The sequence below is a fragment of the Erythrobacter sp. S227 genome (genome assembly GCF_057364925.1).
Genome location: NZ_CP200280.1, coordinates 1,830,112 through 1,853,128, shown reverse-complemented (window position 1 = coordinate 1,853,128; position 23,017 = coordinate 1,830,112). Strand labels below are relative to the sequence as shown.

Annotated in this window: 14 protein-coding genes; 8 read left to right on the top strand and 6 right to left on the bottom strand. The window is 57.3% G+C overall.

The annotated features are described in order from the left end of the window. Nucleotides 1-62: 62 nt before the first annotated feature. The 3 genes from AC0V6Q_RS08640 to AC0V6Q_RS08630 all read right to left on the bottom strand — a co-directional run bounded on the left by AC0V6Q_RS08640 (nucleotide 63) and on the right by AC0V6Q_RS08630 (nucleotide 4,543). Complete coding sequence (locus AC0V6Q_RS08640) at nucleotides 63-512, bottom strand: hypothetical protein (protein WP_486167987.1); 450 nt, start codon at nucleotides 510-512, stop codon at nucleotides 63-65. A 198-nt stretch (nucleotides 513-710) separates the two neighbouring features. Continuing rightward, nucleotides 711-2,795 (bottom strand): hypothetical protein, encoded by a 2,085-nt coding sequence (locus AC0V6Q_RS08635; RefSeq protein ID WP_486169282.1) that lies wholly within the window; start codon nucleotides 2,793-2,795, stop codon nucleotides 711-713. Nucleotides 2,796-3,193: 398 nt separating this feature from the next. Continuing rightward, the gene (locus tag AC0V6Q_RS08630; RefSeq protein ID WP_486167986.1) at nucleotides 3,194-4,543 is read right to left on the bottom strand and encodes a hypothetical protein; all 1,350 of its coding nucleotides are present in this window, start codon (nucleotides 4,541-4,543) and stop codon (nucleotides 3,194-3,196) included. A gap of 1 nt (nucleotide 4,544) precedes the next feature. Between AC0V6Q_RS08630 and AC0V6Q_RS08625 the strand changes: the two genes are divergently transcribed. Beyond that, entirely contained in the window at nucleotides 4,545-4,685 is a 141-nt protein-coding gene (locus tag AC0V6Q_RS08625) for a hypothetical protein (RefSeq protein WP_486167985.1), read from the top strand. Here AC0V6Q_RS08625 and AC0V6Q_RS08620 read toward each other — a convergent pair. Beyond that, nucleotides 4,682-5,137 carry a hypothetical protein gene (locus AC0V6Q_RS08620; RefSeq protein ID WP_486167984.1) on the bottom strand — a complete coding sequence of 152 codons (456 nt, stop codon included), beginning with the start codon at nucleotides 5,135-5,137 and terminating at the stop codon, nucleotides 4,682-4,684. The two genes, AC0V6Q_RS08625 and AC0V6Q_RS08620, sit on opposite strands and share 4 nt — an antisense overlap. Before the next feature lie 173 nt (nucleotides 5,138-5,310). On the opposite strand from AC0V6Q_RS08620, the gene AC0V6Q_RS08615 reads away from it, so the two are divergent. Continuing rightward, complete coding sequence (locus AC0V6Q_RS08615; protein WP_486167983.1) at nucleotides 5,311-5,937, top strand: helix-turn-helix transcriptional regulator; 627 nt, start codon at nucleotides 5,311-5,313, stop codon at nucleotides 5,935-5,937. 346 nt (nucleotides 5,938-6,283) lie between these two features. Here the strand turns inward: AC0V6Q_RS08615 and AC0V6Q_RS08610 are convergent, their stop codons facing one another. Then, the gene (locus AC0V6Q_RS08610) at nucleotides 6,284-6,460 is read right to left on the bottom strand and encodes a hypothetical protein (protein WP_486167982.1); all 177 of its coding nucleotides are present in this window, start codon (nucleotides 6,458-6,460) and stop codon (nucleotides 6,284-6,286) included. On the opposite strand from AC0V6Q_RS08610, the gene AC0V6Q_RS08605 reads away from it, so the two are divergent. Both AC0V6Q_RS08605 and AC0V6Q_RS08600 read left to right on the top strand, forming a co-directional pair. Next, nucleotides 6,459-7,778, top strand: a complete 1,320-nt coding sequence (locus AC0V6Q_RS08605; protein WP_486167981.1) for a polysaccharide lyase family 7 protein — start codon at nucleotides 6,459-6,461, stop codon at nucleotides 7,776-7,778. The genes AC0V6Q_RS08610 and AC0V6Q_RS08605 overlap by 2 nt on opposite strands. 188 nt (nucleotides 7,779-7,966) lie before the next feature. Further along, entirely contained in the window at nucleotides 7,967-12,856 is a 4,890-nt protein-coding gene (locus AC0V6Q_RS08600) for an autotransporter domain-containing protein (RefSeq protein ID WP_486167980.1), read from the top strand. Nucleotides 12,857-12,934: 78 nt separating this feature from the next. Here AC0V6Q_RS08600 and AC0V6Q_RS08595 read toward each other — a convergent pair whose 3' ends face one another. Beyond that, nucleotides 12,935-13,996 carry a polysaccharide lyase family 7 protein gene (locus AC0V6Q_RS08595; RefSeq protein WP_486167979.1) on the bottom strand — a complete coding sequence of 354 codons (1,062 nt, stop codon included), beginning with the start codon at nucleotides 13,994-13,996 and terminating at the stop codon, nucleotides 12,935-12,937. Between the two features lie 465 nt (nucleotides 13,997-14,461). Here AC0V6Q_RS08595 and AC0V6Q_RS08590 point away from each other — a divergent pair, with 465 nt between their 5' ends. The 4 genes from AC0V6Q_RS08590 (at nucleotide 14,462) to AC0V6Q_RS08575 (ending at nucleotide 23,017) form a co-directional block, all read left to right on the top strand. Next, entirely contained in the window at nucleotides 14,462-17,584 is a 3,123-nt protein-coding gene (locus tag AC0V6Q_RS08590; RefSeq protein ID WP_486167978.1) for a TonB-dependent receptor, read from the top strand. 119 nt (nucleotides 17,585-17,703) lie between these two features. Further along, complete coding sequence (locus tag AC0V6Q_RS08585; RefSeq protein ID WP_486167977.1) at nucleotides 17,704-18,444, top strand: FadR/GntR family transcriptional regulator; 741 nt, start codon at nucleotides 17,704-17,706, stop codon at nucleotides 18,442-18,444. Nucleotides 18,445-18,551: 107 nt separating this feature from the next. Beyond that, nucleotides 18,552-20,825 carry a polysaccharide lyase 6 family protein gene (locus AC0V6Q_RS08580; RefSeq protein WP_486167976.1) on the top strand — a complete coding sequence of 758 codons (2,274 nt, stop codon included), beginning with the start codon at nucleotides 18,552-18,554 and terminating at the stop codon, nucleotides 20,823-20,825. Continuing rightward, nucleotides 20,822-23,017 (top strand): alginate lyase family protein, encoded by a 2,196-nt coding sequence (locus tag AC0V6Q_RS08575; protein ID WP_486167975.1) that lies wholly within the window; start codon nucleotides 20,822-20,824, stop codon nucleotides 23,015-23,017. The genes AC0V6Q_RS08580 and AC0V6Q_RS08575 overlap by 4 nt, the downstream gene beginning before the upstream one ends.

The following is a 23,017-nucleotide window of genomic DNA, read 5'->3' as shown; positions in this document are numbered from 1 at the left end:
AGCGGAGTGTTCCGGCAGGTGACCGGGTCGCATTGTCACCTGCCGGCCCCCCGGTGCCCCCCTTAGCGCTTGGTGTATCTCTGCAGCATCATCGAGCTGATCACGGTGCGGTATTCAGCGCGGTTTCCGCTGGCTGCGATTTGTTCCTGCACATTGGTGCGCGACCATTCATCGAAGGCCTTGTCGCGGCGTTCCTGCTCGGCCGCTTCGGGCAGGCTGGCGAAGGTTGTTACGAGGAAGATATCGGCTTCGCCCGGACGCGCGTGGACATTCGCGTAGATGGCGTAATTGGTGATCCACCCTTGCGACTTTGCGTATTCCTGAAACCGGGTCCATTCGCCCGCCAGAAATTCGGCGTATTTGAGCGTGCCTTGGCCGTCTTCGACATCAATGCCTGTCATCTGCACATACTCACCGGCCTTTAGCGGAAAGTCCTGAGCGATCGCAGGCGTTGAGACGCTAGCGACCAGCGCAAGCGTGGCGGCGGCGAGTGTTGTCTTGATAGATTTCATTATGGATTCCCCCAAATAACCTTTGCGTCGAAAAATCGCATGACGATGCGTTCGCAAGGCAAAGCTTCGCCGCGGTCCGCGGGACACACACGTCCTGCAAGCCGGGGCCTTCACCCGTTGAAATGTCATGTGAATTTCTGTTGGGAGTGATGCCTCCAATCGCCAAGGGCGGCAATGGGGGCGACCGTCAAAAAAGCGTTAAAACCGACAGGGTGAGCGGGTTCGAGGGTCCGAAGGGATCAGATCGGGCCAACCAAAGCGTTCCCACGCCTCAACCATGCCGATGCGTTCGGCGAATTCTATGAAGCCGGGATGGCGGATTGTGCGATTGATCGGATCAATATCGATCCAAAGGTTCATCAGGCCAACCATGTTGGCCGGATGGATGCACTCAGAATACACTTTCATGGCCAGCTCGCTGTGCCCCATCCAGATCGCTGGCCATGCAATCGAGCTGTCGTAAGGGTCGGGCATCGCGGCGTGCAGGCCATCAATGACTTGGCAGTAAACCGCGCGCGCCTCGTCCTTTCCGCTGTACAACCCATGCGCGGCCATATGGAAATACGCATCGCGCGCTGCGTCATCCATCGGGGGCATACCCGGCGGCCGCATGATGGATGTGCCAAGGTGGACGCGAAGGTCGTAATGGGACTTCACCGCGCCCTCGAAATCGCCATTCGCCATCTGCGCTAAGGGGAGCCACATCGCAGGGGCACCTAGGTCGGCCATGCGTTTGCCCGCCGCGATGGCTTTCTCGAATTCGCCAAGCGCAAGCCATACTGAGGCCAGCATAGCGTAGTTTCGCGCATAGACCGGATCGCGATCCACTGCAGCCTCGATATAGGGAAGCGCTTCTTTGGATTTGCCAAGATAAAGAAGGCACGAGCCGAGCCGCGAACACACATCAGCGTCGTTTGGATCGCGCGCATAAGCTTCAAACGCCATCTCAAGACCAGCCGCTGGCTTGAACCGCGTCCATTCATGGATACCGAGGATCGAAAAAGCATGGCCCTGCCCCGGGTCAAGTTCAAGCGCGCGCCGGGCGCATTGCGCACCCTCGGCGGACTGCTCAAGCCGTTCAAGACTGGGCGTCGCGGCAGCGGTCATTACATGTGCGTCTGCCAGTGCGGTCCAGCATTCGGCGAAGTCGGGGTCGAGCTTCAGTGCTTGTTCGTAAAATTCTTTGCCCTTTGCCATACCGTCCGCGCCGCCGATCCGCTGGATCATTGCGCGCCCTTGCAGGTAGAGCGCATAGGCCTCGCGGTCCCGTGTCATCCTGCGCGACGGGGCAGGAGACGCTGCAAGGCCAAGAGCGCCGCACATTGCAGCAATAATGTTAGCTCCGATCACTTGGCGTCCGTCAAAAAAATGCTCGATCGAACCGCTTATGCGGTCAGACCAAAGCTCGGTCCCCGTCTGCCCACTGATGAGCGCGATACGCACCTCAATATTGTGTTCAGTGCGCCGCACCTCGCCTTCGATCAGATGAGATACGCCCAGGGTGGTCGAAATATCGGTAAGCGTCCGACCTTCTCCAGCGACAACAGCCACCGAGGTCCGGCCTGCCAGCGCAATGCCATCAACCCCTGCAAGCCGTGTCGAGAGCTCATCGACGACCGCATCAGCAAGAAAGAAGTTACCGCCAACGGTGTCGCTTTGCGCAAAAGGCAATAGCGCAATTGTGACCTCGGGATCCGCCTGGCTTACTATGCGATAGGACGGAAATCTCGCCCGCGCCGCTTCAATAAGGCGTTCGCCGGTCGCTTGGTCGGCTGAGCGGATACACTCCGACAGCCCTGAACGCAGGCGCGCATCAACATGGGTCCGGCGTTCGGCAAGCCATGCATCAAAGGCTGGATTGAGCGATACCCCTTGAAGCAAAGGACGATTGCCGATGGCAAGCAATTGACCCACTACAAGGTCGTTTTCAACCGCAGACAAAGCTGTCTCGAGTGCGCCAAGCTCGGAGCGGAAACGGCGAGGGTCCAGCGCAACTTCAGAGCGCGAGACAACAAGCGCGTCAATGCAATACTTGCCAAGCTCGTGTCTGAGCTTCAGCAGACACTGGCGCAGGCTCGCTTTGGCTTGTGGAATGAACCGGTCCGGCCAAAGCAGCCGCGCCAGAGCTTCACGGTCCATTGAATGGCCAGGTTCAATGCAGAGTATTGCGAGGAGCAGGATCGCGCGGCGATTGGTCAGCGCAATCGCTTCGCCATCGGACGCTTCAATCCGGAACTCTCCGAACAATGTGGCCTTAATCAGGCATTGTTCTTTGAGCTGCATCTGATCCAAGAATACTCCCCCTACGGCCTAGACTACATCCAAACCCAGACTATGCAATCGTTCAGGGGCAATCGTTCAGGGGCAATCGTTCAGGGGCAATCGTTAGGGGGGGGGATCGTTCAGGGTGCTGGCTTCGAACGATGCCAGAGGCAATGATATCACAAGGCGGCGGCTTCCTTCTGAGAACTGTGTCTACCGCAACTAATTGTCTGCTTTCATCCCCAGCAGTGGACCTCGCGCGGCATAAGTGGGTATCACGTGAGCTGACAGACGGCTTTGGCGCGATGCCAGCCGAAAGCGGCTGGTCACCTCACCACTCACTTTCGAGCATGGGGTAAAAGGGAGCTGGCTGAGACGAATTCGCAATCAGCTCCTCGCGCATGACCGGCTAACAATATTCAGAACCCGAAAGCAAAGCCGACACGCCCTGATGTGGTGCCACCAACGGTAGAACCCGTGATGCCGCCCGAGATGTAGAGGTTTTCTGTCACCCAGCCTTGCGAGATCCCAAGCGCGATCAAATTCACCTTGTCTGCAACCGCTTGTGGCCCAATGGCCACCGCCCCGTCGGCTGTCGCCATAGCGCCATTGCCGAGCGCGACAGCACCATCGCCCGTCGCGACGTTGAGATTGCCGATGGCGACTGCGCCAGTGCCGGTGGCGACACTATCCGCCCCCATCGCAACGGCGCCGCGCCCGGTGGCAAAGTTCGGGTCACCAATCGCCACCGCGCCGTCACCGCTTGCGACATTTCCGGTTCCGATTGAGACCGCCATACCGTCCTGCGCGCTCGCCTGATAACCGATGGCGACTGATTGGAAGCCGGATGCTTCGCTTTCAATGCCGAGTGCAACGGAGTTTTCTCCTGTTGCGCTTGCCCCGGTCATCCCGTTTGAATTGACGGCAAAGAACTCCAACTCCGCCTCGTTCGCCTCAGCCACAGCCATAGCATCGTTGGCCGTCATTTGCGCAGCAACCGCCTCTTCGCGAGCCATGTCGGCTTCGGCCTGCGCTTCAACGGCTTGCTCAAACGCCATTTCAGCCTGTGCAGCCATCTCTTCCATGCCGCTGTCCGCCTCAGCCAATGCCATCAAGGCTTGCTGTGCTTCTGCGCGCGCAAGATCGGCTGTGGTTTGTGCGTTGGCGGCATTGGAAAAGGCTTCATCTGCGCGGGATTGCGCAGCAGCTGCTTCCATACGGGCGGTGTCAGCGGTGCATTGCGCAGCGTTCGCCGCAAAAAGCGCATCAGCCCCAAGAGCAGAGTTCGCAGCAATGGCTGCGTCTTGCACGGCATTGTCGGCGTTCGCTGTATCAGCAGAAGCCTGAGCCGCGCCTGCAGCCCCTCCGACGACGCTGAGCTGAGCTACAGTGACTGCATCAGTATCCGCTGTGCCGTTGGCGACATTGGTCACCCTTCGCTCAGCTCCCGAAGCGCCCACCGAAAACGTGTTCGCTTCATTAGCGATAGAGCCAGAGCCCACTGCAACGGCATTGTCGGCATTCGCAACCGCGCGTTCACCCACGGCTGTGGCGTTGTTACCATTGGCTGTAGCGCGTTCACCAATGGCCACGCCGGCCGCGCCGCTGGCAACCGCGCTCTGGCCCACCGCGACCGCGTCATCAACAGTGGCCACCGGCAGGTTTCCCGTCGAATTGATCGCGACATAGGGGTTGGCTTTGCCCCCTCCTGCACCACCACCACCGCCGCCGCCTGAAACGCCAGCAATCGCCGCGTTGAGCTGCGACACATTGACAGCGTCAGTCCCGCTGGTTCCGGCTGCCACATTGGTAATCTGGCGCTCGCTTCCCAATGCACCGACTGAGATTGTATTGTCGCGCGCCGCAATCGAGCCTGCGCCAACGGCGTCCGACGAAGCGCCGCTCGCCTAAGCATTACCACCAATGGCAACCGAGTTCGCACCACTTGCAATGGGAAGGGCACCTGAGGAATTGGAGACAAAGAATGGATTCCCGCCGCTTGGAACACCCACAAGGGCAGCGTTCAACTGACCAACGGTTACCGCGTCATTATCGTCTGATCCTTCAGCGACATTGACGATGCGGCGTTGGAGCGTGTCGTTCCCCACTGAGACCGTATCAGCTGCGTCAGCAACGGATTCTTGACCAAGAGCGATCGCACCACTTGCTTCGGCTCTTGCAAGGTCACCAATCGCGATTCCGCCAAGAGCCGACGACAAGGTCTCCGCGCTTCGACCAAGCGCGGTTGATGCAATGCCGCCCGCTTGCGCCGACGAGCCAACAGCCACCGAAATTGCCTCTTCCGAAGCAGCAAGTCCGCCAAGTGCGACACCGCCCAATCCAAGGGCTGTGCGGTCGGTCACCCAATGCGATGGCCTGGTCGGTCTCAACCAAAGCTTCGTGGCCAATAGCGATTGAGCGCGTTCGCGAGTGGATTGGCGCCCAGCGAGCGAGCGGAAAGCACAGTCCGCTTTTCCTTCACGCTTATATCGCAGCAAGCGACCGGAAGCAGTGTTTCTTCTTCGCGCCCGTGGTGATGGATGAGTCCGCCAACCACCACTTTCTCGTCTCTAGTATCGACAGCTCCTTTACACCTGAAGCCGTTTCAGTCTTCCAATCGACCTATGAATTGAGCGGTTCAGAGGCAGATGTCGCAGCGAAGTTGGCTGATGGGAAATCTCCTGCTGAGACCGCCGAGGCGCGAGGGGCGTCTATCCATACAGTCAGAACCCAGATCAAGAGCCTGCTGAAGAAGACCGATTCCCGAAGCATTCCTGACATGGTGCGAAAACTCTCAAATATCTCAACCCGCATTGCTGTGTCAGAGACAGGGGTCTCAAGCTTGATCGATCATGGGCCGGGCCAATCGATGCTGAGATATGGCAGCATGACTCTCCCTGATGGGCGAAAGATGGAATTTCTCGAGCAGGCCCACCCAAACGGCCAGCCGGTCATCCTCGTCCATTCGCTGATAACAGCTCTAGGGCTATCGCGTTCTGCAACGCGTAAAGCGGTGCTGGCGGGCCTTCGTTTCATCACCCCCATCCGCGGCGGCTTTGGCAATTCGGATCCTAATCCCACCAGTGACGTCGAGACTGCAATTGAAAACGGTGCCGATGATCTGATGCTTTATTGGAGCACCTCAATATCGACCAAACCGTGATGATGAGCGGCTGGGCGAGCTGTTTTACGCAGCGATTTGCGACAAAATACACGGCCAAGCTCAAGGGCATGATCTTTCTGCCATTTGGCTAACGCACCGTATTCTGGCTCTTCGGGTCCGGTGTCCTTCCGGTGCCGAGCGCGGGCAGAGGATTGCGCTGTCCAGTTTCATGACGTTGCTTGGTTGAGCTGTGCCCTCGCTGTTTGTGCGCCTTCTAGCCGGGCGTGAAGTGATCTTGTTGCAATTAGCCTATCCAAACTCTGTCATACCAATTCATATGACAGAATTCTTGCTTTCCTGGCCATTTGGCTTACCAATTACCGTCTCGAGCGTCATTGGGCAGGGATTAGAAATTGAAATTCAAACGCACCATTTCACCTGCGGTAGTGGCTCTTTTATCGGCGGCGCTTTGTGCTGGATGCGGCGGCGGTGGTGGATCTCCTGCGCCAACGCCTATCGCCTCGCCTAATCCCAATCCCTCTCCCACCACGTCACCGACGCCTGTCACATCGTGCAGTGGCATGAACTTTCTCGACATTGTCGGTGCCCAGTCCAGTCAAGCGGCCACGGCCGGATTTGAAGCGGGCAATGCGATCGACGATGGTCTTGACGCAGCATCGCGGTGGAGCGCGCCTGGCCTTCCGGCGACCCTGACACTTGATCTGGGAGCCGAGTTTCTCGTGCGGGAAGTCGGTCTTGCGCTTCATCTGGGCGATCAAAGAACTTCCACTTTCTCGCTTGATGTGTCGAGTGACGGGAGCAATTTCACCTCGCTTGGGGGAAGTCTCCAGTCATCTGGCAGCACGCTCAATTTCGAGCGGTTTGATGTCAGCGACACCGCTGCGCGATTTGTGCGGATTTCTGCTGAAAGCACCTCGGATGGTAGCCCGTTTGGCGTTGTAGAGGCGGCTGTGTTCGGATGCACTGATAGCACTGCGACACCGGTCGTGGCGCAGCCGTTTGATACCAGCGTATTCGGGCTCGACCCCTCGGTCACACCCGGGCGCAATTTCACGCTTCTTGATTGGGCGCTCGATACGCCTGCGACAGACCCCAATGACGGCTTTGCCCAGCGGACACAGGACCGCGATCTGGAGGGTTTTGCCGATGAATTCTTCTTTGCCGCCCCCGATGGAGGGATGACTTTCCGCTCCACAATCGGAGGGGCGACGACGTCGGCCAATTCGCGCTTCACCCGTTCTGAGCTGCGCGAAATGCTTCGCAACGGGGACCGCAGTATCAGCACGCAAGGGGTGAACCGGAACAATTGGGTGCTGGGCTATCAACCCGATCCGGGCGTTCCGGTTGGCGGGCGTGGAGGCGTTCTGAAGGGTACGCTAGCGATCAATAATGTCAGCACATCCGGCACCGATTTTCATATTGGCCGGATGGTGTTTGGACAAATCCATGCGTCGAGCGATGAGCCTATCCGGCTTTATTATCGCAAATATCCTGAGAACGATCGCGGCTATATCTATTTCGCTCATGAAATTCGCGGAGGCGACGACATATATTTTATGGTGGTCGGGCCCGAGTTTGATGATCGCGACAGCCAACCCGAAGACCGCGATGACCCCTTTAACGGGATCGCTCTGGATGAGGTGTTCTCTTACGAAATCACCAATGCCGGCTCGCGGATCGACGTCATAATCCGGCGCGGCGATCAGGACGGAGAGATCATCGGCCACAACTTCGTCGACATGGTCGCCGAGAACAGCGGATACGATACCATCGATGAATGGAATTATTTCAAGGCCGGGGTCTACACCCAGAACAACACCGGCGATCCTGCTGACTTTGACCAGGCCACATTCTACCGGCTGGAGAATACGCACGATTGAGGTCAGGCAGAGGCCAAAGCCCGATCTGGCTCACGTCATTTACCAACAGGTATGACGATTGTAGTTGAATTGGTCTGCACAAACTGCATAACACCTTCGTGGGCGCTGCGCGTTTGGCGCGTGCACTGATTTAAGTCTGAGGACACCGGCACATGCAAGAAGGCAGGCCGGACGAGAGGGGAAAAGTGATGGCTAACAAGGCAACGCGTGCGGGCGAGCAGCTTTCGAGCAAAATTGTACGGCAAGGCAGCGAAGCAAAAACACCGCGTCAATCTTTGGCGGGGCTTCTTGTAGGGGCATCCATTTCCAGCATCGCGCTTGCCAGCGCATTCGCCAGTCCGGCTCATGCTCAGATTGTCATCACCGACGACACACCGGTCGACAATCCTGGCGGTCAAACCGTAACCTCAGCGGCGGGCGTCACGCAAACAGTCAATAGCGGCGACAATATAGAGCTTGAAGACAACACCAATGATGACACGGTCATCAACCTTGCGGGCACACACATCAACAATGATGGTGATGATGAGGATGTTGTCATCATCGTCGATAACTCGGAAGATGATGTCATCATCAATATCGCTTCAACCGGCGTGCTTCAGGGCGTTGACGGGGTCATCTTTTATGAAGGTGACGCGGCGGTTATCACCAATGATGGCCTGATCGAAGGCACCGGTGAGGCAACCGAAGCAGTCGTCTATTTTGATCGCGATGCCGATGGCGAGCTTAACTCGCTGACAAATAATGGCACCATCACGAGCGTCGGCGGGGCAACAATTGGCGTGGATTCGCTTCTGGGTACTGATCCATCGTCGGGTACGGTGGGTGATGAAGAAGGGATTGCCCGGTTCAGGTTGATAAACACCGGGATCATTTCCAACACTGGTTCTGACAGCGACGCCGATGCGTTGCACTTCAACGGTGATCCCGGTTCAAGCGGCGGTGAAGACCGTGGTTGCCGCGAGGCCGACCGGATCAACTGCGTCATCGAAGTTGACGTCACCAACAGCGGCACGATCTCTGCTGCCCGCAACAACTCTTCAAACGCAGCAATCCGGTCCGAAAGCGATGCGGTTTTGCGCGGGACGATCACAAACGAAGCCGGCGGCATGATCACAGGTGCCAGCAATGCGATCCGCATCAATGGCGCGCACGCGGATCACAGCGTCACGATCTCCAACGCCGGCACCATCGAAGGTGAGGCGGAAGCCGGTATTCTGATCGGCGGCAGCGGCGTCACCGTCAACAACGAAGAAGGCGGCATGATCATCGGTGATGACGAAGGCATCCGTCTGGATGGGGACACCATCTCGGTTCGCCTTCTTGGTGGAACCGACATTAGCGAGGACACAACGCCGACCGATACTGTCATCACGAACTCTGGCACGATCCAGGGCGGCGCGGACGGTCTCCTCGTCAACGACGATGCAATTGGTGCGATCATCACCAACAATGCGACCGGTACCATCACAGGGAATGACGGCATTCAGTCTGCCACAGGCGGTATGGTCACAAGCAACGGGACGATCACGGGCCTTGATGGTGACGGCATTCGTATGTCAGGCAGCCAGGACGCGACCGTTACCCTTGGTGCGACCAGCACGACCAGCGGCACCAGCCAGGCGGTCCAGTTCGAAGGAACGGGCACAAACACGCTCAATATCATCGCAGGCGCGCTAATCACCGGCGATCTTCAGGGTAGCGAGGATGCCGCGGCAACCAACGTCCTGAACCTGAGTGGCACGGGCGATGACAGCAGCTTTGTTCAGGCGTTTGATTTTGCTCAGGTCAATGTCGACGGCGGTGTTTTCAACCTGTCATCGCTTTCGACCGATATTGGCGCGGTTGCGCTCAATTCGGGCACTTTGTTCGTAAATGCGGGCGGCGTTGGCGCGGTGACCGTGGGTGACGGCGGCATTCTGGGGGGTAACGGCAGCGCTGGCGACACCATTGTTGGAAGCGGCGGCGCGATCAATCCGGGGAATGCGGGGGATGCCGATACGCTGAGTCTGGGCTCACTTGTGCTTTCTGATGGGGCATTCTTGAACTTCGACCTTGGCACGCCGGGCGTTGCTTCTGAAAGCGATGTTCTGACCGTCGGGGGCGATCTGACCCTCGATGGGACGCTCAACGTCACCGATGCAGGCGGGTTTGGTCTGGGTGTGTATAATCTCATCAACTACTCCGGCACTCTCACCGATAACGGACTTGATGTCGGCAGCCTGCCGATGGGTTTTGAGGCATCGCAAGGCGAGATCCAAACGGCCGTTGGCGGACAGGTCAACTTCGTTGTCAGTGCACTTGTGAATGTGTCTGATGATCTGGTGCTGTTCTATGATGGTGCCGATACTGTTGCCGATAACGCGATTGGCGGCGGCGCAGGCATTTGGGATAATGCCACAACCAACTTCACCAATACCGATGGCAGCGAAAACTCGATCTGGAATGGTAGTTTCGCTGTGTTCGGCGGTGATGCAGGCGGCCTTGTCACTGTCCAGGATGCGGTTGAGACGATTGGCCTGCAATTCCTCGTCAACGGATATTCGATTGAGGCGGGCGCTGCGGGGGCAAACGGACCTGCTTCCCTGATACTGACCGATGATGTCAGCGTTGTCCGCGTTGGCGGTGGCATCTCCGCCGAGATTTCCGCCCCTGTCACGGGCGATGGCGGGCTTCAAAAGGTTGAGGGCGGCACTCTCGTTCTGACGGGCGACAACACTTACACCGGCGCAACCAGCGTATCAGGCGGCACCCTTCAGCTTGACGGTACAATTGTGAGCGACACCGCGGTTAGCGCAGGTGCAACGCTTGCCGGGGCCGGTACAGCCGCAGGCGTGGACGCCGCTGATGGAGCGACCATTGCGCCTGGCACGGACGGGACAGTGGGCACCCTCACTACGGGCAACCTTGCACTGTCAGCCAACACGAACCTTGCTTTTGACCTTGGCGCACCAGACAGCGCGATGGGGAGCGACCTTATCGAGGTGAACGGCGACCTCACTCTCGATGGACTTCTCAATGCAAGCGATGCAGGCGGGTTTGGTATCGGTGTTTATCGCCTAATCAATTACACCGGCACGCTTACCGATAACGGCTTGATTGTGAACGTCCTGCCAGAGGGCTTCGATCTTTCACAAGGCACCATTCAGGTCACCGAGGCGGGACAGGTCAATCTCATCCTCGATCGCGCAGTTCCCGGCATTCAATTCTGGGACGGCTCCGATGTAGACGGCAATGGCACTATCGATGGTGGCAGCGGCAGCTGGAACCTTACGGACACCAATTTCACCGATGCCAATGGCGCATTCAACGCGGCCTGGAACAACAACTTTGCAGTGTTCGGCGGTGCAGCTGGCGGAACCGTGACGGTCGATGATGCGATCACGTTCACGGGTCTTCAGTTTGTAACGGATGGCTACACCATCGCTGCTGGAAGCGGCGCTTTGACCATCACCGAGGCTCTCACTGCGTTTCGGGTTGATCCGGGTCTTACCGCGACGATCTCGGCTCCAATTGGCGGCACTGGCGGGCTTAACAAGCTTGATGACGGCACGCTCGTTCTTGACGGCGATCACACCTATTCGGGTGACACAGTGGTCGATGGCGGTCTGCTGATCGTGAATGGCAGCGTGGCTTCTGCTGTGACCGTAAACGACGGCGCACGCCTTGGCGGTGACGGGCAGCTTGGCGGCATCACGGTCACAGGCATTTTGGCACCGGGCAACAGCATCGGCACACTCAATGTCGCCGGCGATGTTACCTTTGCGGCTGGTTCGACCTTTGAAGTTGAAGTTCTGCCGGACGGTTCGAGCGACTTGCTCGCGGCCACAGGCGAAGCGGCGATCAATGGCGGCACAGTCAGCGTTCTTGCAGGCGGCGCGGATTACAGTCTCTCGACCGATTACACGATCCTGACCGCTGATGGCGGTGTAACTGGCGTGTTTGACGGTGTAACCAGCAACCTTGCCTTCCTTACGCCGACGCTCAGCTATGACGACACAACTGTGATGCTGAACCTGAGGCGCAATGATGTCGACTTCTCTGCGATTGGTGTGACAGCGAACCAGATCGCCGTTGGTGCTTCGCTTGATAGTCAAGGCGGCATTCTTGCGAACAGCGTGCTCAATCTGGATGCAGCCACCGCGCTCTCGGCATTCGATCAGCTGTCAGGCGAAGTGCACGCAACTGCGCGCAGCGTTCTGACCGAAGATCAACGCTTTGTGCGCAATGCTGTTCTAAGCCATCTTGCAAGCAACCAGTCAGGTGGCCACATCTGGGGTCAGGCTTGGGGCTTCACCGGCAGCAATGACAGCGATGGCAATGCCAGCGGCGTAGACCGCGATGGCTTTGGCATGCTGGTTGGCGCAGACGTCGGCCTTGGCGAGAACGCCAGCCTTGGTGTTGCGATCAGCTACCAGGACACCGACTTTGACCTTGATGCAGCCACACGCGGGGTAGGCTCGGCAGAGACCTTGTCGCTTATGGCCTATATCGGTGTCGATGCATTGGGTCTCAGAATTCGCGCGGGCGGTGGTTATGGCACAAGCGAAGTCTCAACCGATCGTGCTGTCGCGTTCGGCACGTTCGCTGATACGCTTTCCGCAGACTACGACGGTTCGGTGACCTTCGGCTTCATCGAAGCGGGGTACCCGATTGAGCTGGGCGGCGGACAGGCGGAGCCATATGTCGGTTTCAACTTTGGCGAGGCCAACACCGACGCCTTCTCTGAAGCTGGCGGCGATGCAGCTCTCAACTTTGATGATGGCGGTGAAAACTCCGGAGCAGCGATCCTGGGTATGCGGTTTGCAAACTCCGATGAAAGCTCGTTCCAGCTTCGCGGCAATGCCGGATATCAATATGGCCTGGGTGATCAGGAGCCAGTGGCAACGGCGCGCTTTGCAAGCGGTGACGCATTCACCGTGGCAGGCGCACTGCAATCGCAGCACTCGCTGTTCGCTCAGATCGAAGCCGGTTTCCAGCTTTCCGAGCATAGCGAAATCAGCATAGCCTATGACGGCTTCTACGGTGATGAATCGCAATCACACGCAGGGTTCGCGCGCATCACCATCGGGTTCTGAGCCTTCGCCCCAAACAATGTAAAAAGGCCCCGGTCTCAGACGAGACCGGGGCCTTCATTTTTGGGTTTGAACGAGAGATTATTCAGGCGGCGTTGAGGGGCCTATAACAAGGCGCGAGAAGCTCGCCTGCGCATAATTGCCATCGGCCTTGTCCTGTTCCCAGTCACCTGTTCCAGGGCACCCTGCATACCACATGGATGCGCCCGTACGCGTACTGCACTGGTTATATATGCCCGCTTTGAAATAGAGCGAGTCCCCGCCGTAGGCATAAGGATTGTCCTTCGCATCCGCTCCCCGAACAAGGCTACGCGTGTGGCGCACTGTGCCAAGCCGCTCGTTGTGGAATGTCAGATACATCGTGTTGCGATGGACGTTGATCGTGTAGCTGAAATCCTCACCCAGAGCGATGCCGCTCTCGCCAGGGTCCTCAGTGCTGTCCCAGCCAACCCCAAAGACCGGCACCGAAAGGTCGGTGCGATCAGGATCGTCCTTTGCAAGGTTGCGCTCGTAATTCCAGAACACTGATCCGGTCTCATGGTCGGGAAACTTCTTATAGTAGATTTTAATCGGTTCATTGCCGTAGCCAAAGCCGCTGCGCGTGCTGTCATACTTCACGGCATGGATCTGTCCCACGACTGCTGAATATGCGGGGCGCTTTGTCGGATCACCAGCGTTCCGTGAAACGTGATCGACCCGCAGTGTCGCCTCCATCTTGCCGCCGATCGAGGCAAATTTGTCAGAACTCTTGCGCGCTTCAACGGCAAAATTGTTGCCTGGATCATGGGTTCCGATGCGGGTGTTGCTGCCGCGAAGCATCTGGCGCAATTCGCTGCGGGTGTTGGTGGTATTGGCAGTTGTCACAGCGTTGTTGGGCGCTGCAAAGACCATCCGCCCATCATCGCTAAGATAGAAAAAGTCCGAATGCGTATATCCTTGTATCGCGCGCACGCTGACCTCGTCAGGCTTGCCGTCATTGTTATCATCACTGGGCAGAGTGATCTTCCAATAGCTGAGATCAAAAGCATCGCTGGGCGCGCGTTCGCCGGAATCTGATGCTGTCACACCAAACGGGACACACAAAGCCAAAGCGGCGGCGGCCACCGCACCGTGAGTAAGTTTCATCTGCTTGAAATTCTTCATGATATCCCTCTGCCTACCTTCTCTTTGCCTATAGCAACTGGTTCCGAAACCCAAGCTGAACGACAGCCAGTTTGACAGGCACAAATCAATAGTTCGTCATACCAATTATATCAATATATTGAAAGCAAGCGATTTTTGGCTGGGCCCAGCGGGTTTACCATGTCGAAGTGCTGCTTCTGAGAGGGACAGTTTTGCTCGCCTCAGTTACATAATTGCATCATATTGCGCGGACCGCTGATGCGGGAGTTCCCGCCTGTCGGTCGCTCTCGACGGATAGGGTAACGGGCTGAAAAATCGACGGAAAGCAAGGAGAGTTGGAGGCCTTTATGGGTCGTAAAAGGCCTCTACACCTGATCCGGAAAATTGGTAAGGCAAGATATTGCGTTTTGGTATGACGTAGAGGTTGACTCGTGCTCGCTTCGGCGTAAGCTCGCGGCAAACAAATAGCCTTTAGGGAGGGGCACTATGGCACTTCGCGTAACCCGTTACGGCGCAAACGCGCGCATTTCTTTTTCTGCTGCACTTATGGCAGGCGTCGCTTTCGCCGCCACTCCAGCGCTGGCGCAAGATGATCAGGCGCAAGATGATCCGGTCGACGTCACTGACGGTGAGGGTGATGGGATCATCGTCGAGGGTTTCCGGGCCGTTGTCCAGAATTCGATCAATGAGAAGCGCAACTCAACAGAGGTGTTCGATGCGCTTTCCGCTGACGAGATCGGTGATATCCCGGCGCTTTCAATTGGCGAGGCATTGGAAACCCTGACCGGCGCAGGCTCGCACCGCGAAAACGGCGGCGCTACGGAAATCTCGATCCGTGGTCTCGGCCCGTTCCTAAGCTCGACTGTGATCAATGGCAGGATTGCCACCAACGGAAGCGGCGATCGCTCTGTCAACTTCAGCCAATTTCCTTCCGAGCTTTTCACCAAGATCGGTATCTACAAAACTCAGGCCGCTAGCTACATCGAGGGCGGTGTCGCGGGTCAGATCGTGCTCGAGACAACGCGTCCGGTCGATTACGGGAAGCGCCGGGTTCAGGGTGAGCTTAAGGCGGAATACAACCCCGACAACTTTGACATCGCATCAGACCAGCGCCTCAATGACCTCGGTTATCGCGGTTCGCTGAGTTATATTGACCAATTCGATGTTGGCGACGGTGAGTTTGGTATCTCGCTAGGCTTTGAGCGCCGGGATTCCAACAATCCAGAGCAAGAAGCGCGGGTTTCCAACACGATCCGCGCCTGTGTGGTTGATCCATCATTGCCTATCGGCAACACCTCCGATGGCTTGAATGATGATGGCAACTGCGACACCAACACAAGTACGATCAACGGCCTGCGCGATGGAAGCATTGATCTGCCATTCGTCATTGCCCGCAACAGCTATGCGTTTCGTCAAAACAGTACAGCAGATGTGCGCAACGCGTTTTTCGGTGCGGTTCAATATCAGCCAAGCCCGGATGTCGATATCAACGCTGACTTCCAATATTCGAGCCGTGCCACAAGGGAGCGGCGTTCGGATCTGAACTTTGCCGAAGGGCGCCGGATTGACGCGCAGGGTGCGCCGAACCGGATCGAGGGCTTTGATCTCATCTTCACTGAGACAGGCGCTCTTCGCCAATTTACCAGCGAGCAGCGAATTGAGGCGGTGAGCGAGTATATCGAGCGCGATGAAAAGTACTATGGCGGCGGCCTTTCGGTCGACTTTCGCCCGATGGACCGGCTGACGGTTTCGCTCGACGCGTCATATTCGCAAACGCAGCGTATCGAAGAGGCGGTGCAGATCCGTTTTCGCAGCAATGATGAAGAAGACATCTTTGGTAACGATGGCGCATTTACCGGCGGGCAGGAGAATGATGGTTCGACGCGCCCTGATCGCCCGGAATCGGTGATCCAGATTTTCCAAAACGGTTCTGAAGGCCTGAACTTCATCGTTCGCGACTTCGATGTAACGAACCCCGATTTGTTCAGCGATGCAGCGCGTTTGCGGGCGGACCTTGAGCAGGACCGGTTTAACAGGGTTTGGGCATTGCGCGGGGATGCTGCCTACGAAATGGACGGATTTTTCAATCTGTTCCAGGCTGGCACCCGATATCAACAGCTCGAGTATCGCGACGTGCCGGGTGCATCCAATCCGACGAGCCGTTTCGAGGCCAACTACAGCGATGACGCGCTTGCAACAGCGAACCAGGAATGCCGGTTTGACTTTGCGGAAAGCGGTTTCTTGTCATCGATTTCAGGCGGCAATCCGCTGGTCACCAATATCGATGCGGGAGGAGCGACGATCGGGACAGCCAACGGTTTCGCCTCGTTCGATGCTCTTTGTGTAGCGCAGGTTCTTGAACGCGAGGATCCACAAGGCCTGACCTTCGATGAGGATGGCGTGCCGATCTATCCGACAGGCGACTTCGCCTCCATCCAGAACACAGATGTGACTGAACGTACGTGGGCTGGCTATGTCCAGGCTGATTTTGACAGTATGATGGGCGATATGCCGGTCCGGGGTAATGTCGGACTGCGCGTCGTGAACACTTCGGTGCGCTCGCGAGCTTTCCGCACGGCGCTTTCTATCGAACTGATTGATCAGAACGGCGACGGCACCGAAGGCTTCGCGCTTGTCGAGGATGCCAATGACTTTACCGTTGTAAATAGCACCGCATCTTACACAGAGTTTCTGCCAAGCTTCAATTTTGTAGCTGAATTCCAGCCTGATTTGCTTGGCAGGCTTGCGGTCTATCGCGCGCTTTCAAGGCCTGACCCGGCGAGCCTCGGTGATGGCCGTATCTTGAACATTAATGACGAAGACGATTTCGCAACACCGGAAGAAGCTCTCGTTAGCGGCGTCAACAATGTGTCGGCCACTGGCAATCCTGCGACCGATCCATTGCTGTCCTGGAATATTGATGCCGGTCTTGAATGGTATCCGAATGCCGATACCATTCTTGCTTTCAATGCGTATTATAAAAGCTTTGATGGCGGGTTTGAAACCACAGGCGTCTTCGAAACCTTCAGCGTCGGCGGGACAGCAGCTGATCTGCTTGTCACCTCGATCAACACGACCGAAGAGACCAGCAGAATCTACGGTCTTGAGGTTACTGCTGCGCACCGGTTGAGTTATCTGCCGGCACCATTGGATGGGCTGGGCTTCAAGCTGAGCTACAATTACGCAGATTCAAACTTTGAATTTGAAGACGATGTTTTGGGCGCGATCTCGACACCTATTGACGACCGGACTTCGACCACGGTCAATGGTCTTATCCCGCCATCAAACTTGTTTGGCTTTTCAAAGCATGTTTTGTCGGCCCAAGCCTATTACGAAATCGGTGATTTCGACTTCCAGGGCATCTACAAGTATCGCAGCAATTACTTCCAGCAATTCATCGCGACTCCGGGCCGGATCCGCTATGTTGATGATGTGGGCGTGTTCGAAGCCCGCATCACCTATTCGCTGAACAACAACATCCGTTTCAGCCTCGAAGGGCTGAACCTGTTCAACGATGCGCGCACCGATTTCCGCGGCGCGCCGGATGATCTGGGACAGGTGCTCGTCTATGGGCCGCGCTTCTTCGCCGGTGTACGGGCGCGCTTCTGATGTGTTTAGGGCCGCCGCCTAGTGAGGGGCGGCGGCCCGTCCTTTTGACCGGAATGCCTTTCGAAACTATGGGATCAAATTGGTATAGCATTGCGTGATAGTTTCATCGGAGTAATTGCATGAGCGGTAAGCGACTTTTCCAATCTGTGGCTGAGCAAATCTCGGAGCTGATTGAGGCGGGTGCGTTTCCTCCGGGAACTCGCCTCCCAGGTGAGCGCGAGTTGGCAGAACGGCTCAACGTCAGCCGTGTAACAATCCGCGAAGCTGAAATCGCGCTTCAGGCCATTGGCCGGTTGGAGATAAAGACCGGATCGGGCGTCTATGTCAGCGAGGCGCGGCCGGAAGGCTCTGCGGCTTTACCCAATGCCAGCGCTTTTGAAGTTACAGAAGCAAGGCTGTTGGTCGAAGCCGAAACGGCCGCTCTGGCTGCGCATAATATTACCGATGAGGCGATCGAGCATTTGTCCGGCCTTATTGAACGGATGCGCCACGGTGACCAAGACGAGGCGAACCAGGCTGATGAAGAATTTCACCGCACGATCGCAGAAGCTTCCAACAACGCAGCCATGATCCACACGGTCAAAACCTTGTGGCGGATGCGTGAAGAGATCCCCGAGGTGAAGAAGACCCACGCAGCGGTGTGCTTTGAAGATTCAGCCAAGCTAACCGCTGAGCACGAGGCGATCTTCTTTGCGTTGCGCGACAGAGATCCGTCTGCTGCACGTAATGCCATGCGAGAGCACTTCCAGCGGCTGATCGAATCAATGCTTGATGCAACAGAGCGAATGGCATTGGAAGAACTTCAGGCGAAGGCCTCCAAGAGCCGCGAGCGCTTTGCTGCTGCCACCAAGATTGGCTAACAAAATTGGTGTGACAAAAAACCCCGGAATAATATGCCAGATTGATTGACACCGGTTACCCCTGGTCTATAGTCGGGCCAAGAGAGTTTGGACGAGGGGCGTTTTGTATGCTGACAAGGCTATGCCTTGTGACCGTGGCCGTGTGTGTTGCGACGACCCCGGCGCTTGCGGAGCGTTTCCTTGTTCATACGCAGGAAGAATACTCGCAGGTTCTCGGCGAGATCGAGGCTGGCGATGTTATCGAGCTTGCCAATGGCGAATGGCGCGATTTCGATCTCGTCATCACCGGTGAGGGCAGCGAGCAAGAACCCATCACATTAAAGGCTGAAAATCCCGGACAGGTTTTCCTGACGGGGCAATCGAGCCTGCGCATTGGCGGTCAATACGTCACCGTCAGCGGCCTTGTTTTCCGCGATGGATACAGCCCACGCGGAGAGGTCGTCTCGTTCCGTGTCTCGAAGACAGATCAGGCCAGGCACAGCCGCGTTACCGAGGTGGTGATCGACGGCTTTAGCAAGCCCGACCGCTATGAAAGCGATTATTGGGTTGGTATCTACGGCAAGAACAACCGCTTCGATCACAATAACCTTATGGGGAAGACGAATAAGGGTGTGACGCTCGCGGTGCGCCTCGACACCGAGGAAAGCCGCGAAAACTCTCACCGTATCGAATACAACTATTTTGGTCCGCGCGCTGTGCTGGGCTCAAATGGTGGGGAAACGTTGCGGGTCGGCACCAGCCACAATTCGATTTTCAACTCGAACACGCTGGTTGCTCACAATATCTTTGATCGCACCGGCGGCGAGGTTGAGATTATCTCGTCCAAGTCGGGCGGCAACGTCTTTCGCGGCAATGTATTTCTTGGCGCGCGCGGTACCCTCACTTTGCGCCATGGCGATAACAATGTGGTCGAGGGCAATGTCTTCCTTGGCGGCGGCGCGGATTACACCGGCGGCATACGCGTCATCAATCGCGGTCAAACGGTGCGGAACAATTACATGGAGGGCCTTCGTGGTGAGGCCTTTTCAAGCGCGTTCGCGATTATGAACGGTGTGCCCAATTCGCCGGTCAATCGCTACGTCGAAGTGGCCAATGCGCGGATCGCAAACAACACCATTGTCGACAGCCGCCGGGTCGCTTTCAATGTGGGCGCTGATGAAGAGCGTTCTGCTGCGCCAAGTGAAAGCATGTTCGAAAACAACCTTTTGAGCGGGCTTGAGGGTGAATCTTTCCTCGAAGTGTATGGCGATGTCTCCGGCTTTGCCTTTAAAGGCAACCGCGTCGCACAAGGCGGCGTAGCGGGCGAACTCGCTAGCTTCAGCAACGCGCCTGTCGAAATGGAGCGCGCGCAGAACGGGCTCCTTTATCCGGTCGATCCTGCACTTGCAGCGGTCGGCGCGCCGCGCGACCTGCGGGTGGTGTCGCTCGATGAGGTCGGGGCGCCTTGGTACTCCAAGCCGGGCGACCCGGTTGATTTTGGTTCTTCGCGGCAGGTGATCGAAGTTTCGCCGGGCCAGGGCACGCTTGCAGAAGCGGCTATGAAGGCGGGACCTGGCGATGTGCTATCGCTTGCTCCGGGCGAGTATATTGTCGACCGGTCCATTCCGCTTGAGGCGACGCTAACGATTGCGGGTGCAGGTCCCGATAAAACGACGATTTTCTTCACGCGTCCTTCGCTGGTTGAACTGCGCGAAGGTGGTAATCTGCGCATCCAAGATCTTGCAATAGATGGCGAGCGCGCGCCCGACTCTGTCGGCAACTCGATGATCCGCACAGGGGTCTTCCCGATCCAGTCGAACCTGCAGGTGGAACTGGACCGGATTGCGGTGCGCAACCTCAATGTGAACCGGTCATTCAATGTGCTAACCCTCGGCAAAAGCACGCTCGCCGACCGCGTTACGATCACCAGAAGCAGCTTTGCAGACATTACGGGCACTGTCGTTTCCGCAGCGGCAGAGACCGAGGATTACGGTCAGTACAACACTGAATATCTCGACATCGAAGAGAATATTTTCGCCAATATCGGCGGGCCGATTGCCGACATTTACCGCGGCGGGCGCGATGAGAGCACCTTTGGTCCTAACGTCACGATTGCCCGCAACGCGGTGAGCAATGTCGGCCTTGCCACGTCCAATGGGACTGGCGGATCGATCCATCTCCACGGTGTCCAGATCGCCGAGATCAGCAACAATGCCTTCACCGGTTCCGCTCCGCTCAAAGTGGTGCACACGGTCGGCACGCCCAAGACGGCCGTCATCGAGAACGCGTTCGCTCAAACAGGCGCGCCAATCCTTGAAGAGCTCAACTATGACGGCGAGCACCGGGCCCGGCTTATCGACAACGCTTTTGACGACGGTTCCGGCCAAGGGGACAGCGAATGAAGCGCGCATATCTTCTCGCAGCAGCACTCACCGCGTGCACCATCCCGCACTCCGTTGGCGCTGCTGTATCCCAAGAGGTCGCTTCGCAAGACAACAGCGCAGCGACCTCGAATTTTCCCGCACTCTATGCGCAAGAGCTGGAGCGCGCCCGCGAATTCGTCGACATGATGATGGCGGATGGGCCGGTTGTGCCCGTCCCGATGGACCCGGGCGGCGGCTACACACACGAGCAGCACAAGCGCAACTTCCGCGCGATCTATCAGGGCGGTCAGCTCTACCGGATCACAGGCGATGAACGCTACCGTGACTATGTTCGCGACACGCTGCTTGAATATGCCGAGCTTTATCCAACGCTTGGCGAGCATCCGGCCAAGGCGAACCAGTACTCCGGCCGGATCTTCTGGCAGGTTCTCAACGATGCGATGTGGCTGGTCCATGCGGTGCAAGGGTATGGCGACATCCGCGATACGCTGAACGATGCAGATCGAAAGCGTATTGATGATCAGGTGTTCCGCCAAGCTGCGCATTTCCTTTCTGTGGAATCGGTCGAAACCTTTGATCGCATCCACAACCATGCCACTTGGGCCACCGCCGGGGTTGGTATGACCGGATATCTGCTCGGCGACGAAGACATGGTCGAGCGGGCCTTGATGGGATCGGGCAAAAGCGGTTCGGCGGGCTTCATCCGCCAGACAGAGCTGCTGTTCTCACCCGATGGTTATTATACCGAAGGGCCCTATTATCAACGCTTTGCGCTTCTACCGTTTCTGGTTTTCGCGAACGCTATCGAACAAAACGAACCCGAGCGGGGCATCTTTCAGCACCGTGACGGTATTCTGCTCAAGGCTCTGCGGACAACGGTTCAGCTGAGCTATCGCGGCTATTTCTTCCCCTTCAACGATGCGATCCGTGACAAGAGCCTGCGCACAGCCGAGCTTTATGAAGGGGTTGCCATTGCGTACGGGCAGACCCGCGATCCGGCGCTACTTTCAGTAGCCCGGTTCCAGGGGCGCACAGTTCTGACGCCCAATGGCGAACTGGTCGCGCGCGATCTGGAGAATGGATTGGCAGAGCCGTTTGCGTTCCGTTCGATACTGTTCACCGACGGTCCGGATGGTGACAAAGGCGCGGTTGCGGTCCTGCGGCAAGGCGATGCCAATGCCGAAGGTGAACCGGAGACCGCATTGATCGCAAAGAACAGCTCGCAAGGGATGGGTCACGGCCATTTCGACAAGCTTGCCTGGCAGCTTTACGACAATGGCAACGAGATTATTCGCGACTACGGCGCTGCGCGTTTCCTCAATATCGAGGCGAAGCGCGGCGGGCGATACCTGCCTGAGAATGAAACCTGGGCGAAAAGCTCGGTCGCGCACAACACGCTTGTCGTGGATGAAACCAGCCATTTTGACGGTGATGCGAAGTTTGCAGACACAAAATGGCCAGAGCAGCTCTATTTCTCTGATGCACCTGATCTTCAGGTCACGAGCGGCGTCATCGACAGCGCCTATCCCGGCGTCACAATGCGCCGGACGCTGCTGATGCCGAGAATTCAGGGCCTTGAGGCTCCGCTGGTTGTGGACCTGGTCCATGCGGCGAGCGACGAGGCGCACCAGTATGATCTGCCGCTTCATTATTCGGGTCACATCATGGAATTGGGCTTTGAGGCTCAAGGCAATATTGCCGAGCGCCCGGTTCTGGGCAGTGCCAATGGCTATCAGCACATCTGGGTTGATGCCAAGGCAGCGATTGATGCTGGCAAGGGCGCGCTGACGTGGATACTCGACGGGCGTTTTTACACCTACCGCTTTGCCAGCAATGGCCCCGTGACCGCCATCCTTGGCGAAAGCGGCGCGAATGATCCCGAGTTTAACCTACGGCGCGAGCCCTTGTTGATGCTGCGCGCCCGCCGTGACAGCGAAGTGAGCTATGCCAGCCTGTTGGAGGCGCATGGCAGCTATGATGGCGCGGCTGAACAAACGCTCGACAGCCGCAGTTTGGTCTCCGACCTTGATCACTACAGGATCGAGGACATGGATTTCGTTCGCGTGACCCTGAAATCAGGGCCGCGGTTTGTGATCGCTGTTTCGCACAATCCCGATAGTGACATGGCGCATTCCGCCACGCTCGATGGTGAGGAAATCGCCTGGTCTGGATTTGCGGGCGTGGTCGCACTTTCACGGGAGGATAGCTAA

Bases quoted from the DNA above. Each gene is read 5' to 3' on its own strand.
- AC0V6Q_RS08600 (WP_486167980.1), top strand. From the start codon at position 7,967: ATGGCTAACAAGGCAACGCGTGCGGGCGAGCAGCTTTCGAGCAAAATT.
- AC0V6Q_RS08580 (WP_486167976.1), top strand. From the start codon at position 18,552: ATGCTGACAAGGCTATGCCTTGTGACCGTGGCCGTGTGTGTTGCGACG.
- AC0V6Q_RS08590 (WP_486167978.1), top strand. From the start codon at position 14,462: ATGGCACTTCGCGTAACCCGTTACGGCGCAAACGCGCGCATTTCTTTT.
- AC0V6Q_RS08615 (WP_486167983.1), top strand. From the start codon at position 5,311: ATGGATGAGTCCGCCAACCACCACTTTCTCGTCTCTAGTATCGACAGC.
- AC0V6Q_RS08605 (WP_486167981.1), top strand. From the start codon at position 6,459: ATGAACTTTCTCGACATTGTCGGTGCCCAGTCCAGTCAAGCGGCCACG.
- AC0V6Q_RS08595 (WP_486167979.1), bottom strand. From the start codon at position 13,996: ATGAAGAATTTCAAGCAGATGAAACTTACTCACGGTGCGGTGGCCGCC.
- AC0V6Q_RS08585 (WP_486167977.1), top strand. From the start codon at position 17,704: ATGAGCGGTAAGCGACTTTTCCAATCTGTGGCTGAGCAAATCTCGGAG.
- AC0V6Q_RS08575 (WP_486167975.1), top strand. From the start codon at position 20,822: ATGAAGCGCGCATATCTTCTCGCAGCAGCACTCACCGCGTGCACCATC.
- AC0V6Q_RS08610 (WP_486167982.1), bottom strand. From the start codon at position 6,460: ATGCCACTGCACGATGTGACAGGCGTCGGTGACGTGGTGGGAGAGGGA.
- AC0V6Q_RS08635 (WP_486169282.1), bottom strand. From the start codon at position 2,795: ATGCAGCTCAAAGAACAATGCCTGATTAAGGCCACATTGTTCGGAGAG.
- AC0V6Q_RS08640 (WP_486167987.1), bottom strand. From the start codon at position 512: ATGAAATCTATCAAGACAACACTCGCCGCCGCCACGCTTGCGCTGGTC.